Here is a 17,644-nt window from a genome sequence, read left to right as displayed (position 1 = left end):
GTGAGGCGGGTCAGGGGTGGGCGCACGGGGGGTTGTAGGCGTAGTGCGGAACGTACTTGTGCCATAGCTCGGGGGTCAGCGCGTTTCCGGTGGCCCGGCAGATGTAGTCCATGGCTGTCTGAAGGGTCAGGGGCAGGACGCGTACGGTGTAGTCGCCGTCGCCGACGAAGAGGCGCCGGCCGTCCGGGGAGAACACGATCGCGTTGATGTAGTCGAAGAGGCCGGTCACCGGTCCTCCGTGGGGCCGGGCGTGGGCGGGGTCGCCTACGTCCCAGAGCCCGATCGTCTGGTCGGAACTGCCACTGACCAGGGTGCGACCGTCAGGGCTCAGGGCCAGAGCGTTGACGCGGCTCATATGACCTATCAGAGCCGGGCCCACTTGGGTGGGCCGCGAGCGGTCGGTGAGGCTCCACAGTCGGATCATGGCGTCGTCGCCGGATGTCACAAGGGTGCGGCTGTCCGGGCTGAAGACGACCGACTGGAGCGCTTGCTCGCTGACGTTGGGGTGTGCCTCTTCTTTTGGGGCCGTGGGGTTGGTGATGTCCCACAGGTGGAGGCTGCCGTCGCCGACTCCGGCGGCAAGCGTGTGTCCGTCCGGGCTGAAGGCCACCTGGCCGATCGCGCTGTCTGTGCGCGTGTCCAGGGGCCCGCCGACGGGTGTGGGGTGGGACGGGTCGGAGACGTTCCACAAGTCGACCTTTCCGTCCAGGCCGCCGGCCGCGAGAGTGTTCCCGTCGGTGTGGAACGCGATGGTCTGCAGGCTGTTGCCGGAGTGCCGGGGCGTACTGCCCAGAAACTTGGGCCTGGCTGGTTCGGTGACGTCCCACAGCCGCACGACCGATCCGGCCGAGACGGCCAGCACCTTTCCGCCGGGCTTGAAGGCGACCGCGTCGATCTCCGGCGTGTCACCGCGGATCGACGCGCCGACCAAGCGGGGACCGGCCGGGTCACCGACGTCCCAGAGACGTACAGTGTCGTCCTCGGAGCCCGAGGCCAGCAGATGCCCGTCGTCGCTCAGGTCCACTGTGCGGACGTAGTCCGTGTGTCCGGCCAGGATCGTGCGCGGGATCGTCCACAGCCGGACGGTCCGGTCGGCGCTGGCGGTGGCCAGCATGGTCCCTTTGGGATTGAAGGCCAGCGCCTCCACATGTCCTGTGTGACCAGTCAGGGTTGGGGTGAAGTTCTGGATGTCCTTCGGGGACGCCGCGTTGTCAATCGAGACGGTGCTGTCATCGCCGCCGTAGGCGATGAGGTGGCCGCTGCGGGAAAACGTCACCGCGTTGACCGAGTCGTTGCTGGACAGATTCTGGGTCGATGCCGGCTTGGCGGGGTTCGTGACGTCCCAGAGGTGGGCGTTGTTGTCGGTGCCGGCCGCGGCCAGCGTCCGGCTGTCCGGACTGAACGCGACCCATAGAGCCGTTCCCGGGTTCCCCTGCGCAGAGGGGACGGGATCAGGAACCTGGCCGACGTACGACGGATTGCGTGGCTCCCTCACTCGCCACAGCCGTACTCTTCCGTTGCTTCCGTCATTTCCTCCGCCCGCCAGTAGTTTGCCGTCCGGGCTGAAGGCGAGACCCCACATTTCGCCGCTCGCACCGGTGAGCGGCTTTCCGAGAGGCTTGGGATGCCGGGGATCGGTGACGTGCCACAGCCGGATACGACCGTCACGGCCCGCCGCCGCCAGGGTGTGTCCGTCGGGGCTGATGGTGAGCGTGTACATGCCGCCGCCGCCCACCTTGATCGGGGCGCCGAGGCCGGTGGGATGGCTCGGGTCGCTCATGTCCCACAGGCGGATGGTGCCGTCCTCACCGGTAGCGGCGAGGAAGCGCCCGTCGGGGCTGAAGACGAGCCCCCATATCCTCTTGTTGAAGCCGTGCAGCGGAGTACCCAATGCGGCCGGGTGGCCCGTACGGGCGGTGTTCCACAGCCGGATCACGCCTTTGGAGTCCCCGGTGGCCAGCACGCGCCCGTCCGGGCTGAACTCCACGGCGTCCACCTCGTTCTTGTAGCCGGCCAGGACCGTGGACAGTGCCACGTTCTGAGCGCTGAGCAGGTGCATCTCCGTCAACGGGCTCGGATCCATGCGGTGGGCCACTAGGTCCAACTGTGCGGCCAGCGACGCATCCGTCCTACGCAACTGATCTGCCTTGGCCTCGATTTCCCCGAGGATCGCGGTATTGCGTTCGTGCTGCGCCTTACCACTCTCCAGGAACGCGACCACAGCCGACACCGCGGCGAGTACGGCCAGCACACTCAGGCAGGCGATGACCCCACGCCGTATTCGCCGAGCCAGCAGCCTATGTCGTACCGAAGCGGCCACGAACTCGGACGAGGCCGGGCCGAGTCCGCCCGCACCCCCGACATCATCCGCACCGTCTGCCGAAGTCAGAGTCTGCGCCTCCGCCAGCCGCACCCCCCGGTACAGCAGTCCGGGATCCCGCCCGGCCTCCTCCCAAGCGGCCGCCGCTTCCTCCAACCTCTGCTGGGACATGTACTGGACGCGGTGCTCCCTGATCCACTCCCGTAGCCGCGGCCAGGCCCGCAGCAGCACCTCGTGGGTGATGGTGACCGTGTCCTGCTCCCGGGTCAGCAGTCGGCCCTTGGTGAACTTCTCTATGACCTGGGCCGCCTCCCCGGGGCGTGTGCAGTGGTTCACGAGTTCGTCGTACGGCACCGGACGCCGCGTGTCCTTGGTTCCGCTGCCGCCGAACTTGATCAGGCGCAGGAACACGGACTGCGCGGTCTGCCGGGCAGCGGGATCCAGCCGGTCGAACCAACTGTCCGCCTCCGCGGTCACGCTGTTCGCGATGCCGCCGGTCGCCTCGTAGCCGTCGACGGTGAGGACATGGCCCGCGCGGCGCATCCAGGTGGCCCGCAGGGCGTGGGCGAGCAGGGGCAGCCGACCGATCTCGTAGGCACCGGTGTCGTCCGCTCCGTCTTCCGTCGCGCCCAGGTCGCGCAGCAGTACCGGCACCAGTCCGGGTTCGACGTCCAGCCCGACCGCGCTGGCGGGATACAGGATCGCCTCCCGTACGCCGGTCCGGGACAGCGGCCCCACCACCACCTGGTTGCGCTCCACCGCGTTCCGGAGGCCGGGGTGGGCCGCGCACTGGGAGTAGAAGTCCGAGCGCAGACCGAAGACGACCAGGCCGGGTGGGGGCTCGCTGCCCGGACCGGCTTCCGCGATGCCCAGGACCGCGTCGAGGAAGTCCCGCCGCTCCTGCTTGTCGGGGCACAGCGTGAACAGTTCCTCCAGCTGGTCGACGACCAGGACCAGCCTGCGCTCCCCGGGGCCCTTCGCGAGTGCTCGGCGCAGTCGGTCCGGCCGCAGGGCAGGAGAACCGTCCGAACCGCTGCCCATGACCTCCCACAGATGGGTGCCGAGAGCCTCCATCGGATGGGGCGTCGGGTTCAGCCACACCTGCGGCCAACATGTCGAACCCGGCAGCGCGCCCCGCGCCAGCTCGGCCAGGAGCCCCGCCCTCAGCAGCGAGGACTTCCCGGCACCGGACGGGGCGACGACCACCAGCGCACCGCCCACCGCCAGGCAGGTGTCCAGCCGGACCAGCAACTTGGCCACCAGCGCGTCCCGGCCGAAGAACCACCGCGCCTGGTCGGTCCCGAACGCGGTCAGGCCGGGATACGGGCACTCGTCGGAGACCGAGCCGGTGAGCACCCGGTGCGCTTCGCGCACCCCGTCCTCGTAGTGCACATGCAGATCCCGCTCGGAGACGTACAGGTCCCGGTGGGCCTGGTAGATCCTGGCCAGGTCCGAGGCGTGCGCCTGCAGGCGGATCTGCTCACCGCGCGGCATCTCCTCGCTGCGGACAGGGGGTCCGCCGAAGCCGCGTGCGGGGGGTCGGCCGGCGGGAGTCATGGCTCGTGGATGTGCTGGTCACGCCCGGCGATGAAGACCCGGGCGTTTCCGGACGCCTCGGCGTGGACCTCCTGGGTCCCGGCGCGGTTGCCGGTGTCCTGGTGCACGTGTTCGTGGTGCACATGCGGGGCGATGTCCCGTTCCATCAGCCGGCGCAGCTCGTCCGCCAGCTCGCGGTTCTCCCCCAGCAGCTCGGCCAGCCGGTCCTCCCAGGCCGCGACCAGCTCCGACTCCGCGTCCGTGTCCCGTTCCCGGTGGGCTGCCACTGCTCGGTCCCGGGACTGCTCCAGTTCCGCGTCCACGCTGTCGGCCTGCTGTGGGCAGACGCGGCGCCACCAGCTGACGAGGGCCGTGTGCACGTCCTGCCAAGCGTCGGTGACCATCGCGCCCACCAAGGCCGTGGCCGCCGACGCTACGATCGGATCCATCGCCATCAACCCCGTAAAATTCCCCTATATAGTAATAAGATACCCATTTTGGGGTGCGGTGTCGCATCAACGCGGTGGCGGCCAGGGCGTTTTGGTTGAACCGTGAAAGACAGGATCAGGTCAGTTGTGGCGGCAGCGTGGCCGAGTGGGTGACGATCAGACCGGACACCGCTCGGGTCAGCGCCACGTACAGCCGCCGCAGGCCGGTGCGTTCGTCGGGTTCGCCGTCGACCACGGCCTGGGGCTCGTCGAGGACCACGTAGTCGTACTCAAGGCCCTTGGCGAGTGATGCCGGGACGAGGGTGAGACGGGTCTCGGCCGTGGTCTCCTCCCCCGGGTTCAGGAAGCCGATCCCGGCAGCGGTGAGCGCCTCGGCCAGCGCAGGTACGCGCGCGTCCGCCGCGATCAGGCCCGTCGACCCTTCGTTGCGCAGCAACTCCTGGCACGCAATGACGACTTCGGCAGTGTTCTCGATCGTACGGACCTCGAAGAATCCCGGGTTCTCACGGACCGACGCCACCGGGGTGAGGCCGGGGGCGATGTGCGGCAGGAGCCGGGAGGCGTAGGTGATGACGTCCGTCGGGACGCGGAAACCCGCCGTCAGCTCCTCGATCACGCCGTCCGACTTGCCGAGGTGGGACAGGGCCTCGTCCCAACTCCGGGTCGCCCAGGGCGTGGTGCCCTGCGCCAGGTCGCCGAGGACGGTCGCCGAGCCGGTGGTGCAGCGGCGGCCGACCGCGCGGTACTGCATGGGGGACAGGTCCTGCGCCTCGTCCAGGACCACATGGCCGAGGGAGTGCGTCCGCTGGACGAGATCCGTCGCCTCGTCGATCAGCACGGCGTCCGCAGGCGACCACTTGGCCGCCTTGACGCTGCGCACCGCCTTCGTCCAGACGATCGTCTTCTGCTCGTCGTCGGTGAGGATCCCGTCCGCGTGCTCGGCGAGGAAGTCCGCGTCCGTGAGCAGGCGCAGCACGAGTTTCGCCGGGTCGACCGGCGGCCAGATGTGCTTGACGGCCGCCTTCACCGCCGCGTTGCGGGCCACCGAGTCCTGCACGCGGTCGTCGGGGGCCTCGCCCGAGCGTTCCATCTGGACCAGCACGGCGTGTGCGATGCGCTGCGGCAGGGCCTCGCGCGCGGCGCCGTACCGGATGCCGCGGTCCAGCAACTCCCGGACGATGGACTCCAGTTCGTACGCCGGGACGCGCCAGCGCCGGGAGCCGCGAACCACCATGACCGGTTCGGTGGGCATCGTGACATGCGCGTACACGGCCCTGCGCAGCACCTCCGCCATCCGGGCGTCGCCCTTGATGACCGCGGCGGGCGCGGTGTCGGTGCCGCGTACCTCGACGCCGTTCGCCACCAGGTCGTCCACCGTCGCCTGCTGCACCGTCAGCTCGCCCAGCGCCGGGAGCACCTGCTCGATGTAGTGGAGGAAGGAGCGGTTCGGGCCGATGACCAGGGTGCCGGTGCGGGCCAGGCGCTCGCGGTGGGCGTACAGGAGATACGCGACCCGGTGCAGGCCGACGGCGGTCTTCCCGGTCCCCGGGCCGCCCTGCACGCACACCGTGCCGCCCAGCCCGCTGCGCACGATCTCGTCCTGCTCGGGCTGGATGGTCGCGACGATGTCCCGCATCGGGCCGACGCGCGGGCGTTCGATCTCCTGCTGGAGCAGCTTGCTGGTCCGGGCCGCCTCGGCCGGGTCGGACAGGTGCTCGTCCTCGTACGCGGTGATGTCGCCGCGGGTGTACCCGAAGCGGCGGCGCAGCGCGATGTCCATCGGGTCCTTCTTGGACGCGCGGTAGAACGGCTGCGAGACCGGCGCCCGCCAGTCGATGACCATCGGGTCGCCGTCGTGGTCGTGGACGTGCCGGCGCCCGATGTAGAAGCGCTCGCCGTACGCGCCCTCGGCCCGGTCGGCGCCGGGGGCGTGCAGGTAGTCGAGGCGGCCGAAGAAGAGAGGCGTGTCGCTGAGGTCGGCCAGCGCCTTGATGCGCTCCTCGATCTGGCGGGCGAGCACCTCGGCGTTGACCCAGTTCGCGGTGACGTCACGGATGTCCAGCGACTCGACGTCCTCCCGCATGGCCCGCAGAGCGGCCCGGGAGCCGGCGAGGTGGGCGCGCTCGCGGGAGAGGGGGTCGGTGGCGGGGTCGGTGGCGGGTTCGGTGCGTGGATCGGCTCCGGCCCCGGGGGCGGCGGGCGAGTCCGCGAGGGGGTCGTGGGCGGGCGTGGACAAGGGGGTGCCTCCGAAGGCCTGCGAGTGGGTGGCGCACAGGTGTGAGTGGCGCACAGGTGGCGATCAGCCGACCGGTTTCCGTCCGGGCGGCGGCACTCCGGGGGAGGAGGCGGGCAAGAGCGGAGATTGTAGTGAGGTGAGGGCGGGGGAGGCCAATGGATTTCCCTCGGATGCGTCGAGGGGGGTGGGTGGGGCGGTTCTGCGAGGTGGGTAGGGCGCTGTGGAGGGGTGTGGCGCGCGCTGGGCAGGGGGGCGTGGTGCCTGGCCGGGGGTATGGGTGCGCTGGGGGTGTGGTGCTGGGCAGGGGGCCTGGCCCCGCGCGGCGGCCGGGGTGGCGCGGCGGCCGTGTCTCCGGGGCGGGGGGCCCGATCCCCTAGGGGGAGCGTCCCCCGTGAGGTGGGGCGGAGGTGGGGGGCGGGGTCCATCGGCGGGTGGACTGGCGGAAGCCGGAAATTGGGCCCGTGGACCGATGCCGTACTTGTGCCCGAAGTTCCACCATTGAGGCATGAGCGCAGCAACCATCCATCCAGCCCCCTCCGGTCCGCCGGGCGCCACCGCCCTGGACGGAGTCCCGCACCCCCAGCACCGTCTGGGCGACGCCCTGCGTGCCGTCAAGGTCTTCGTCGGCGCGGCGTTCAGCGTCGTCATACTCGGCGAATACGGCGAGGAAGCAGGCATACACCGTAAGTGACGGCATAGTGTCACCTCCGTGCCGAACCGGACGGGGACGTCATGCCCCCTGCTCTCCCTCTCCCGCTCACTCCCTCTCCTGGCGGTCTCCCTTTCCTCCTTCGCCGCCCTCTGCGTCCTGCTGCATGCCCCGATGGCCGATCTGCTGGTCTACCGGGCCGAGGGCGAGGCCGTGGTCCACGGCAGTGACCTGTACGGCTTCACGGTCACCGAGTGGCGGCTGCCGGCGACGTACCCGCCCTTCGCGGCGGTCCTGTTCGTCCCGGCGACCTGGATCCCCGTCCCGGCCCTCAAGGCGGCGTTCCTCGCGGGCAACGCGCTCCTGCTCGCCTGTCTCGTCGCCCTCTCCGCCCGCCTGGCCGGCCGCACGGCACCCCTCCCCGTGCTGTGCACGGCCACCGCCTTCGCCCTCTGGCTGGAGCCGGTCTTCCAGACTCTCCTCTTCGGCCAGATCAACCTGGCGATCGCCTGTCTGGTCCTCTGGGACCTCACCCGCCCGCCCGGCGCCCGCGCCAAGGGCCTGGCCCTGGGCATCGCGGCGGGCGTCAAACTCACCCCGGCGATCTTCATCGCCTACCTGCTGCTCACCGCACGCAGAAAGGAGGCAGGCGTTGCGACGTCGTCCTTCGCCGGTACGGCACTTCTCGGCGCCCTGGTCCTGCCCACGGCGACCGTGGACTTCTGGACGCGGCGCCTGTTCGAGACCGGCCGGGTCGGCAAGGCCTGGATCGTCGACAACCAGTCGCTCCAGGGCCTGATCGCACGGGCGACGGGCGCGGAGGCACCAGGCCTGCCCTGGTTGCTCCCGGCGGCCGTGCTCGCGGCGACGGGCCTGTGGCTGGCGACCCGCGCCCACCCCACCGACCGCATCGACCGCATCGACTGCATCGACTGCGCCGACCGCATCGACCGCATCGACCGCGCGCACCGTGCCGACGGCGACCGCTGGGGCATCCTGCTCACCGCGTTCACGGCCCTGCTGATCAGCCCGATCAGCTGGTCCCATCACTGGGTGTGGTGCGTCCCGCTGCTGGCGGTGCTCCTGGCGGAGACCCGCACGGCCCTCGCGCTCACCGCCGCCGCCCTCTTCACCGCCCGCACGATGTGGCTGCTGCCGCACGAGGGCGACCGGGACCTGCACCTCCCGTGGTGGCAGCAGCCGTTCGCGTCGCCGTACCCGCTGCTGGGGCTGGCGCTGCTGGCGGGCGCGGCCGCAGCCCTACGACGGCACAGCCGCGCCCTGCCGGAGACTCAGCCCTCTGCGCCCTCGGCGCCCTCCGTGCCCTCGGCGAGGAGCTCGTCCGCGTCCACGATGCGGTAGGCATAGCCCTGCTCCGCCAGGAACCGCTGCCGGTGGGCGGCGAAGTCCTGGTCGATCGTGTCGCGGGCGACGACGGAGTAGAAGTGGGCCTGGTGGCCGTCGGCCTTGGGGCGGAGCACCCGGCCGAGGCGCTGGGCCTCCTCCTGGCGGGAGCCGAAGGTGCCCGACACCTGGATGGCGACCGTCGCCTCCGGCAGGTCGATGGAGAAGTTGGCGACCTTCGACACCACCAGCACGCTGATCTCGCCCTGGCGGAAGGCTTCGAAGAGCTTCTCGCGCTGGGCGTTGGAGGTCTCGCCCTTGATGACGGGGGCGTCCAGGTGCTCGCCCAGCTCGTCGAGCTGGTCGATGTACTGGCCGATGACAAGGATCTGCTGGCCCGCGAAGCGGCGCACGATCGCCTCCGTGACCTTCCGCTTGGTCGCGGTGGTCGCACAGAAGCGGTACTTCTCCTCGGTCTCGGCGGTGGCGTAGGCGAGCCGCTCCGAGTCCGTGAGGTTCACCCGCACCTCGACACAGTCGGCGGGCGCGATATAGCCCTGCGCCTCGATCTCCTTCCACGGGGCGTCGAAGCGCTTGGGCCCGATGAGAGAGAACACGTCCGATTCCCGGCCGTCCTCGCGCACGAGGGTGGCCGTCAGCCCCAGCCGCCGGCGCGCCTGCAGATCGGCGGTGAACTTGAAGACAGGAGCCGGCAGCAGATGAACCTCGTCGTAGACGATCAGTCCCCAGTCCCGGGAGTCGAAGAGTTCGAGGTGCGGGTAGACGCCCTTCCGCTTGGTCGTGAGCACCTGGTACGTGGCGATCGTGACGGGCCGGATCTCCTTGCGGGTCCCGCTGTACTCGCCGATCTCCTCCTCGGTGAGACTCGTCCGCTTCACCAGCTCGTGCTTCCACTGCCGTGCGGAGACGGTGTTGGTGACGAGGATCAGGGTCGTCGACTTGGCCTGTGCCATGGACCCGGCACCGACCAGCGTCTTGCCCGCCCCGCAGGGCAGCACGACGACGCCGCTCCCGCCGTGCCAGAAGTTCTCCACGGCCTGCTTCTGGTACGGCCGCAGCGCCCAGCCGTCCTCGGCGAGCTCGATCGCGTGGGCCTCGCCGTCCACGTATCCGGCGAGGTCCTCGGCGGGCCAGCCCAGCTTCAGCAGCGTCTGCTTGATCTGCCCGCGCTCGGAGGGGTGCACGGCCACGGTGTCGGGGTCGATCCGGGCGCCGACCAGCGGGATGATCCGCTTGGAGCGCAGGATCTCCTCCAGGACGGGCCGGTCGGTGGTGGTGAGCACCAGCCCGTGCGCCGGGTGCTTGGAGAGCGTCAGCCGGCCATAGCGGTCCATCGTCTCGGCGATGTCGACCAGCAGCGCGTGCGGCACCGGGTAACGGCTGTACTCCACCAGCGCGTCCACGACCTGCTCGGCGTCGTGTCCGGCCGCCCGCGCGTTCCACAGCCCCAGCGGGGTCACCCGGTAGGTGTGGATGTGCTCCGGTGCCCGCTCCAGCTCGGCGAAGGGCGCGATCGCCCGACGGCATTCGTCGGCCCGCTCATGGTCGACTTCCAGGAGCAGCGTCTTGTCGGACTGGACGATCAACGGACCATTCACGCGCGGCACCCTTTCCCTTTCGGCTCATGCGGCCATCGCCATGGCGGCCATCGTCATGGGCCAAAGTTCCAGTGTGCCTCATGGGCGGGCGATCACCTTCGCCGATCGGCGCGATGCACACCGTCTCTGCCCGGCTTCTGGGGGTGTCTGATCGTCCCGCGCAACCTTGAGCCCGTTTCGGGTGTCATGTCCCGAGGGGGAGCCGCGCAAGGCGTGTGGCTCGGGGAGGAGGGGCGGGGTGACGTCCGTACGTATCTGGGGGGTAGGCGCCGGGGCGGCGGCGGTGCTGGTGGCGACGGCCGTGTGGGCGCAGGGGTCGGCCGGTGTGGACGCCGGTCTGTGGGCCGAGGTGCGCCCCGCGATAGAGGCCCGGCTCGTGGCACAGGCCGCGGGCACAGGTGCAGGGGAGAGCGAGCCCGCTCTCAGGTCGCGGTGGTTCTGCCGGGCGGAGGCCCTGGACCTGATGGAGAGCGGGGGCCAGGTGCGGGCCGGGATCAACACCCTGTGCCTGGAGTACGGCGAGCGCGGCGGAGCCCTGGTGGAGTGCGGCGGCGCGCAGATACCGCAGGTGGTCCGGCTGGAGCGGGACTCGGCGCACGGCGGCTATCGCGTCCTCTCCGAGGAGGAGCCGCCGGACGGCGAGGGCTACGGCAGGTGGACGGCGGACCACTTCAGCCGCTACGCCGAGTCCCGCCTCGACGAGGAGATGGAGCCCACCGGACTGGAGACCGCGGCCCGCACCCACTTCGCCCTGCCGGCGGACGCGCCGGTGCGGTACTGCTGAGGCGCTTCGCGGTGAGCGCCGTGACGGGCCGTCGTGCGGCCGCGGTGCCGTCGTGGCCGGTCGCACCCCGCCGCGGAGCCGCAGGGTGCCGCGGGCCCGCGCCGACAGGCCCTAGTCCTCCGCGAGTTCCGCGACCCCCGTCACCCGGTGCAGGGGGTAGGTGCGTACCTCGTCGGCCGTGTGGTCGTACGCCGTGACGAAGCCGCCCTCGACGCGGATCGGGGCGATGACGCGCTGGCTGGCGGTGCCCTCGGCGTTGACGTAGCCGATCCACAGGGTGCCGCCGGTGAGGACGGCCGCCTGCATGGTGGCGAGGGTCTCGGCGGGGGTGGTGCGCGGGAGTTCGCCGCCCTGGACGGCGCTGCCGGCGGGCTTGCGCGGGGTGGTGGCGGCCAGGTCACCGGCGCGGACCGCCCGGATCGCGGCGGCCAGGAGGGTGCCGTCCGGCGGCGGCGGGCCGTCCGGGACCGGCTCGGGGGCCGTGCGCGGCGGGGTGCGGTGGGCGTGCGCGCGGGTGATCAGGACATCGCCCTCGGCGGACTCGGCGGCGGGCGCGTAGCCCATCGCGCGCAGGCCCTCCAGGAGGCCGGCCGGGTCGGCCTGGGTGGCGAGCACGGTCGGAGCCAGGCGGCGCAGGCGCAGGCCGGCGGCCCGCTTGTCGGCCATGATCTCGTTCAGGACGGTGTCGTCGTCGCAGCGGACGTACGCCGAGGCCGCCCCCACCCGCAGATGGCCGTGCCTGCGGGCCACGTCGTCGATCAGGTAGGCGAGCGGCTGCGGGACCGGTGTGCGGGAGTGGGTGGTGAGGAAGGCGTGCAGGTCGGTGGCGGTACGGCCGGCGTCCAGGGCGCGGCGGACCGAGGCGGGCGTGAAGCGGTAGACGGTGGCGCCGCCCTTGGACTCGACGTCGGCGAGTACGCCCAGCGCGTCGGCGAGCGGGCGTTGCAGCGGGCCCGGGGCGACCGCCGTCAGGTCGGCCTGGAGCAGGACGTGGTCGAGGGGCTCGGGCAGCAGCGGGGCGAGAAGACGGCCGGCGGCCGCGGCGGCGACGGCCTGCTCGGGCGGGGAGAGGGGTTCGAGGACGGCGGCGGGACGGTGGTGGTGCACGACGGGGAGCTTGTCGCCGGGCCCGGCGGCCTCCTGCTCCTTGCCCACCGAGGGCTCCAGCGGTGGCGCCCCGAGGAGCGTCCTGCCGTGCGCCGACAGCGCTCCGCGTCCCGTCACGCCCAGCAGCTCGGCCTCCGACAGGGTCCAGCGCGCCAGGCGGCCGCGCAGGTCGTCGCCCTGCTGCTGGGGGCCGCGCAGCGGGCGTTCCCAGCGCAGCCGGGCCAGCACCGAGGCGGTGACCGGGGCGGTGCCCTCCGGGAGCCCGGCCAGCAGGGTGAGCACCCGGTGCCGTACCTCGGGCGCGGCCGAGCGGTCGAGGCCGGGGCCGAGCGCCGAGAGCGCGCGGTCCTTGGCGTCCCGGCCGCCGACCAGGCCGGAGGCGCGGGTCGCGGTGAGCCAGGCCTGGGCGAGCTGGGCCCAGCGTTCGGCCGGAGGGCGCTCCAGCCACTCGTCGTAGGCGGGGGTGGCCGCGTAGCGTTCGTCGGCCTCGCCGTCGGAGGCGAGCAGCCCGGCCGCGTACGCCAGCTCGACCCAGAAGGCCGCGACCGGCTCCGGCAGGTCCAGGGCCACGGCCGTCCGCTTGAGGTCCCGGACGCTGAGCCCGCCGGCCCGCAGCACGGTGGGCCCGCCCTCGTCCCAGTCCTTCAGCAGCTCCTCGACGGTGGCGAGCGCGGTGTACGCCTGCCCGGCCGCCGTCGCGTCCACCACCGATGGGCGGTGCGTCGCCGTCGGCTCGACCGCGGGCGGCACGGGTTCCGGCTCGCGGTGCGCCCGGCCCTCGCGCAGGTGCAGGGCGACCTCGCGGGGGAGGACGACCGTGCCCGGCGCGGTCGGCAGCAGCAGGCCGCGGTCGAGGAGCCAGCGCAGATGGGCGGCCGGTTCCGGGGTGACCTGGCCGTACGGCGGTCCCCAGACCAGCCGGGAGAGGACCTCGCGGGACTCGGCGGGCGCGGCGGCGAGCAGCTTCGCCATCTTCTTGCGGTGGCCGAACAGCCTGCCGAGCGCGTCCGCCGCGGACACCGAGTCGTGGGTCGAGGGCAGCCCGGCGGTGGTGACGATCTCCTGGATCCGGCCCGGCGACATGCCCGAGGTGGCTTCCCGCACGGTCGGGCCCAGCCCGGTCGGCGAGGGGTACTGCGGGGACGGGGCGAGCACCTCGCGCGCGGTCCGCACCAGCCGCAGCCGGTCGTCGTCGCCCCACACCAGTGCCTGGTCGCGGAGCGTGCCGAGGGCGCGCGGCAGAGCGGCGGCGACCGACGGGTCCCCGCCGTCGCCGGCCATCAGGCCCAGCAGCTCCCCGTACGACGCCGGGTCGCCGGTCACCGCGAGGGCCTCGGCGGTCTGCAGGGCGAAGCGGTCCAGGCGTTCCAGGGCGCGCAGCACCGAGGCGCGGGTGCCGGCCCGGGTGGCCAGCTGGGTGAGGTCGGTGGGGACGGGGGTGATGAGGTCGGGGCGGGCGCGCAGCAGTAGCGCCAGGGACGCGTCGTCCCTGGCGCGAAGCGCCTCCGCGAGGGAACGCGGCGGGGTGGCCGGGTTGCTCATCCGACCCACGGTAGCGGGTGCGGGGCGGCGACCGGGATCACCTGTCCCCCGGCCTCTTCTGCGTAGAGGGCAGCCACCGGGCGAACGGGACGTTTCGTAGATGGCCCCCACATGAACTTCCGCAGGCGGTTCACGGCAGTTCCGGCAACACGCGCCGCGCACTCGTCACCGTTGGCTCGCTGGTCGCGGCGTGAAGTCAACTGTGCGACCGGTCACGGGGATTCGGGGAGATGCGGGGGACACGGTCGTGAGAGCGTTCGGCGACGAGTTCGATTTCAACAACGCCGTCGCGATCGTCAGCGTCGCGATCCCGGTGCTGGCGTTCTTCTGGGAGTTCGTCGTCATCCGCCGCAAGCGGCTCGGCTACCGGCTCCAGATGGACACCCTGGCCACGGACACCGCGCACGCGCCGAGTGCCGACGTGCTGGCGCGGATGCGGGACGACGGCCACGAACTGGTGGAGCCGTCGTTCGTGCTGGTGCGGATCGAGAACGCCGGCTGGCGGGAGATCGTCCCCGGCGACTATCTGACCCCGCCCGACGACAAGACCGGTATCCGGGTGACGTTCCGGGACCGCCGGGTCGTCGGCATGGCGGTGACCGAACTCAGCCAGCCCACCCTCCGCCACTTCTTCGTCACCACCCGGGACGGCACAACCCACGAGACCGACGGCTTCGGGAAGGACTGGGAGGACGGCACCGGTGTCATCCGGCTGCCCAAGGTGACGCTGAACCCCGGCGCCCACTACAAGGTCCTCGCGGTGCTGGAGCGCCGGGGCGGCAGCCCGCACGCGCCCTTCCCGCAGCCGGAGTTCCAGGCCGCGGTCACCGGGGGCATGGACCACTCCTTCCCCTGGCTGCGCTGGCTGTCCCGGCTCAAGCTGGCCCACACCGAGAGCCACACCTTCGCCTCCGGGGCGGCGCTGGCCGGCATGGCCCTGCTGGCGGCGGCGGTCGTGCTCCAGGCGAGCCTGACCCTGTTCTTCCCCGCCAGGCCCGCGCCGCTGGACTGCGTCGGCGGCACCCTGCACCTGTCGGGCTCGACCGCCTTCGAACCGGCGGTGACGGCGGCGGCCAAGGAGTACACCCGGCTGTGCTCGGCCAAGGGCGCCCACATCCCGGTCGGTGACGGGGTGTTCCGCGGCAGCGGGGCGGGGCTCGGCACGCTGGAGAAGGCCGGCAAGGACGCCGGTATCTCCGGCGACGAGGGGCTCGGCGACCACATCGCCTTCACCGACGGCCCGGCCGGCAAGGGCCACCCCGAGGATCTGCCACGGCCGGTGGTCTACTCCCTGTTCACCCTCGTCGTGAACAAGGACGCGCACGTCAGCAACCTCTCCCTCCAGCAGATCCGCGACATCTACGCCAGGAAGATCACCAACTGGTCCGCGGTGGGCGGCGCCGACCTCGCCATCCACCTGGTCAACCGCTACTCCGACTCCGGGACCCGCAACGCCCTCGAAGAACGCGTCCTCGCGGGCAGGCCGGTGCCGGGTGCCGCGAACGGCGACTGCGCCTCCCTGGACCCGGCCAGGCCCGGCGTCTGCGAGGTCGACAGCACCGACACCATGCTGGACACCACGGCCGCGCAGCGCGGCGCCCTCGGCTACAGCGAGGCGTCCGGCGTCACCTCCGCCGACCTGGTCAAACTGAACATCGGCGACATGCCGCCCACCCTCGAAGGCGTCGAGCACGGCACGTACCCGTACTGGCAGACCGAGTACGCCTACACCTACGGTGAACCGCCCGCCGGGTCCATCGCCGCGGCCTTCCTGCGCTACCTCACCGACCAGGGCGGCAAGGACGTCCTCCGCGAGTACGGCAACCGCCCCTGCTCGGAGACGCGTTACCCGCTGGTGTGCCGGCCGACGTGAACCGTGACCTGCGCTACCGTCGTTCCGACGGGTTATTCAACGCAGCGGCCCCGGAGGGGACTTCGTGGGTATCGAGAGTGATCAGGTCGTCTACGAGTATCTGAGCCGTGTCGGGGACATCGCGCACCAGCGCCAGCTGTCGTCGGCCGACCGTATGCGGCTGGTGTCGGGGCTGCGCAACGAGATCGACCGGCACCGGGCGAAGGCGACCGTCGACAGTCCCGCCGCCGTGCGGCGCATCCTGGACCGGCTGGGCTCGCCCGACGAGGTCGTCGAGGCGGCGGGCGGTACGACGGAGACCGCGCCGCCACCGCCGCCGGCCGCGGTTCCCGCCCAGCGGGAGGCCGGGGCGCCCGCCGGGGGCGAGGACCTGCGCCGCGTCGTACCGCGGCCGCGGCCCGCCGAGCCGGAAGACGGTCCGATGCCGCGCGACTGGTGGCGGGTGGACAGCAGCCCGTTCGGCGACGGCGACAGCGTGCCCGGGTTCGTGGGCGGTGTGGAGATCCCGGAGCTGCTCAGGAAGCCGCGGCCGCGGAAGGAGGGGCCGCAGGAGCCGGAGGAGGCGGCCGGGGAGCCGGCGGAGACCGCCGAGCCGGCTCCGAAGGCCGAGGTGGTCGAAGCCGTGCCGCCCGCCCGCCGTCGCCTCCGCGTGGTCCCCCGGCCCGCGGTCGGCTGGAGCAACCCCCTGCTGCTGCTCGCCGCCGCCGCGCTGGTCGTGGGCGCGGTGCTCGGCAACTGGTTCGCGCTGCTCCTCGGCTGGCTCATCGCCTACGGCTCCCGACGGCTCAGCCCCATGGAGACGAAGCTGGCCGTGATGTGGGTGCCCGGGCTGGCCCTCACGGCGGGGCTGGTCTGGCTCTGGGGCCGCAGCGCGGGGCGCTGGGGCGCGCCGATCGCCGAAGGCCACATGAGCGACGCGGTGGGGGAGACCTGGCCGTGGGTGGTCCGTGGGGCGGCGGTGGCCTCGGCGCTGTACCTGGTGTGGCGGTCGCAGAGAGCGCGGTAGGGGTGCCGGGTCCGGTTGGTCGGGCGACTGCGGGCGCGTGGGGGCTTGTCGCGCAGTTCCCCGCGCCCCCAGGGAGGTGGGTGCGCTGGTCCGGCGTGAAGGGGTGCGGGGCTGTGTTCGCTGTGCGGCTGCCGCCGCGTGGGCGCGAACGGCCCCACCGGTCCGCGGCCGCCCGAGGGCCGACGCCGCCCAGGCACAATGGCCCATATGACTTCTCGCGCCCTCACCGTCGGCTTCGACCTCGACATGACCCTCATCGACTCCCGGCCCGGGATCCACGCCTGCTACACGGCCCTGGCCGAGCGGACGGGGACCTTCATCGACGCCGATCTGGCGATCACGCGGCTGGGGCCGCCGCTCGCCGACGAGTTGGTGCACTGGTTTCCGGCCGAACGGGTCGCGGAGATCAGTGATCTGTATCGGGCCATGTATCCGGAGATCGCGATCACCGCGACGCCCGCCATGCCGGGCGCGCGGGAGGCGGTCGAGGCGGTGCAGGGCGCGGGGGGCAGGGCCGTCGTGGTCACCGCGAAGTACGAGCCCAATGCGAAGCTGCACCTCAGCCACCTCGGCATAGTCCCCGACGCGGTGGTCGGTGACCTCTGGGCCGAGCAGAAGGCCGTCGCGCTGCGCGAGCACGGAGCGGGCGTGTACGTCGGCGACCACGTCGGCGACGTGCGCGGGGCACGTACCGCCGGAGCGCTGTCCGTCGCCGTGGCCACCGGGCCGTGCGACGCGGACGAACTGCTCGCGGCGGGCGCCGACGTGGTGCTCGGGGACCTCACCGAACTCCCGGCCTGGCTGTCGGCCTACCGCGAGGACGCCTCCCGGGCCTGACGGCGCCCCGCCGCGATCGACTGGAGCACTCCGGCACCGGCGACCAGGAAGCCGACGCCCATGAGCATGCTCAGCAGGTACATGTAGGTCGGAAAAGGCTTCGCACCGAGGAACAGCGGTATCACGGTGACGAGAGTGGCCACCGTACCGATGAAGAAGAGCACGGCACCGGCGCGGATCAGTCGGTCACCGGGCCCGGCGGAATTCGCTTGGGTTTTGTCACGCACTCGACCAGGGTAGTTCCCTGCCCGAAGGAACAACCGGGCGACGTCTTGTCACGCGCCCGAAGACCATTAGCCTTGGTACCGGCGGGTCATGGTCGACCCGCCCGAGTGCTATCAA

The 17,644-nt window shown here is 72.0% G+C and carries 12 protein-coding genes; 6 read left to right on the top strand and 6 right to left on the bottom strand.

What is annotated here, in order from left to right; translation table 11 throughout:
- Window positions 1-10 precede the first annotated feature (10 nt).
- The 3 genes from AB0D59_RS05995 to AB0D59_RS05985 form a co-directional block, all read right to left on the bottom strand.
- A complete protein-coding gene (locus AB0D59_RS05995; RefSeq protein ID WP_362561292.1) occupies window positions 11-3,877 on the bottom strand; it encodes a hypothetical protein in 3,867 nt (1,288 codons plus the stop codon).
- Window positions 3,874-4,305 carry a hypothetical protein gene (locus AB0D59_RS05990; RefSeq protein WP_362561290.1) on the bottom strand — a complete coding sequence of 144 codons (432 nt, stop codon included), beginning with the start codon at window positions 4,303-4,305 and terminating at the stop codon, window positions 3,874-3,876. The genes AB0D59_RS05995 and AB0D59_RS05990 overlap by 4 nt, the downstream gene beginning before the upstream one ends.
- A gap of 115 nt (window positions 4,306-4,420) precedes the next feature.
- The gene (locus AB0D59_RS05985) at window positions 4,421-6,388 is read right to left on the bottom strand and encodes a UvrD-helicase domain-containing protein (protein ID WP_362561720.1); all 1,968 of its coding nucleotides are present in this window, start codon (window positions 6,386-6,388) and stop codon (window positions 4,421-4,423) included.
- A gap of 658 nt (window positions 6,389-7,046) precedes the next feature.
- On the opposite strand from AB0D59_RS05985, the gene AB0D59_RS05980 reads away from it, so the two are divergent.
- Together AB0D59_RS05980 and AB0D59_RS05975 are read left to right on the top strand one after the other, a co-directional pair.
- On the top strand, window positions 7,047-7,232 hold the full coding sequence (locus AB0D59_RS05980; protein WP_362561287.1) for a hypothetical protein: 186 nt from the start codon (window positions 7,047-7,049) through the stop codon (window positions 7,230-7,232).
- Between the two features lie 132 nt (window positions 7,233-7,364).
- On the top strand, window positions 7,365-8,552 hold the full coding sequence (locus tag AB0D59_RS05975; RefSeq protein ID WP_362561718.1) for a glycosyltransferase 87 family protein: 1,188 nt from the start codon (window positions 7,365-7,367) through the stop codon (window positions 8,550-8,552).
- Here the strand turns inward: AB0D59_RS05975 and AB0D59_RS05970 are convergent.
- On the bottom strand, window positions 8,483-10,153 hold the full coding sequence (locus AB0D59_RS05970) for a DNA repair helicase XPB (RefSeq protein ID WP_362561285.1): 1,671 nt from the start codon (window positions 10,151-10,153) through the stop codon (window positions 8,483-8,485). The genes AB0D59_RS05975 and AB0D59_RS05970 overlap by 70 nt on opposite strands.
- Window positions 10,154-10,391: 238 nt before the next feature.
- On the opposite strand from AB0D59_RS05970, the gene AB0D59_RS05965 reads away from it, so the two are divergent.
- Window positions 10,392-10,937, top strand: a complete 546-nt coding sequence (locus AB0D59_RS05965; protein ID WP_362561283.1) for a hypothetical protein — start codon at window positions 10,392-10,394, stop codon at window positions 10,935-10,937.
- Window positions 10,938-11,048: 111 nt separating this feature from the next.
- On the opposite strand, the gene AB0D59_RS05960 is transcribed toward AB0D59_RS05965, so the two are convergent.
- The gene (locus AB0D59_RS05960; protein ID WP_362561281.1) at window positions 11,049-13,586 is read right to left on the bottom strand and encodes a helicase-associated domain-containing protein; all 2,538 of its coding nucleotides are present in this window, start codon (window positions 13,584-13,586) and stop codon (window positions 11,049-11,051) included.
- 247 nt (window positions 13,587-13,833) lie between these two features.
- Between AB0D59_RS05960 and AB0D59_RS05955 the strand changes: the two genes are divergently transcribed.
- The 3 genes from AB0D59_RS05955 to AB0D59_RS05945 all read left to right on the top strand — a co-directional run bounded on the left by AB0D59_RS05955 (window position 13,834) and on the right by AB0D59_RS05945 (window position 17,302).
- Entirely contained in the window at window positions 13,834-15,459 is a 1,626-nt protein-coding gene (locus AB0D59_RS05955) for a substrate-binding domain-containing protein (protein ID WP_362561279.1), read from the top strand.
- A 64-nt stretch (window positions 15,460-15,523) separates the two neighbouring features.
- Entirely contained in the window at window positions 15,524-16,465 is a 942-nt protein-coding gene (locus tag AB0D59_RS05950) for a hypothetical protein (protein WP_362561278.1), read from the top strand.
- A gap of 198 nt (window positions 16,466-16,663) precedes the next feature.
- Window positions 16,664-17,302, top strand: a complete 639-nt coding sequence (locus AB0D59_RS05945) for an HAD family hydrolase (RefSeq protein WP_362561275.1) — start codon at window positions 16,664-16,666, stop codon at window positions 17,300-17,302.
- On the opposite strand, the gene AB0D59_RS05940 is transcribed toward AB0D59_RS05945, so the two are convergent.
- The gene (locus tag AB0D59_RS05940; protein ID WP_351711398.1) at window positions 17,275-17,529 is read right to left on the bottom strand and encodes a hypothetical protein; all 255 of its coding nucleotides are present in this window, start codon (window positions 17,527-17,529) and stop codon (window positions 17,275-17,277) included. The two genes, AB0D59_RS05945 and AB0D59_RS05940, sit on opposite strands and share 28 nt — an antisense overlap.
- Window positions 17,530-17,644: the final 115 nt, after the last annotated feature.

Source organism: Streptomyces sp. NPDC048417 (assembly GCF_040651615.1).
Lineage (GTDB): Bacteria > Actinomycetota > Actinomycetes > Streptomycetales > Streptomycetaceae > Streptomyces.
Note: the sequence above shows the minus strand (reverse complement) of the source record. Positions and strands in the feature narration are given on the sequence as shown.

Bases quoted from the DNA above. Each gene is read 5' to 3' on its own strand.
- AB0D59_RS05990 (WP_362561290.1), bottom strand. From the start codon at position 4,305: ATGGATCCGATCGTAGCGTCGGCGGCCACGGCCTTGGTGGGCGCGATG.
- AB0D59_RS05995 (WP_362561292.1), bottom strand. From the start codon at position 3,877: ATGACTCCCGCCGGCCGACCCCCCGCACGCGGCTTCGGCGGACCCCCT.
- AB0D59_RS05945 (WP_362561275.1), top strand. From the start codon at position 16,664: ATGGCCCATATGACTTCTCGCGCCCTCACCGTCGGCTTCGACCTCGAC.
- AB0D59_RS05980 (WP_362561287.1), top strand. From the start codon at position 7,047: ATGAGCGCAGCAACCATCCATCCAGCCCCCTCCGGTCCGCCGGGCGCC.
- AB0D59_RS05985 (WP_362561720.1), bottom strand. From the start codon at position 6,388: ATGCGGGAGGACGTCGAGTCGCTGGACATCCGTGACGTCACCGCGAAC.
- AB0D59_RS05960 (WP_362561281.1), bottom strand. From the start codon at position 13,586: ATGAGCAACCCGGCCACCCCGCCGCGTTCCCTCGCGGAGGCGCTTCGC.
- AB0D59_RS05975 (WP_362561718.1), top strand. From the start codon at position 7,365: ATGGCCGATCTGCTGGTCTACCGGGCCGAGGGCGAGGCCGTGGTCCAC.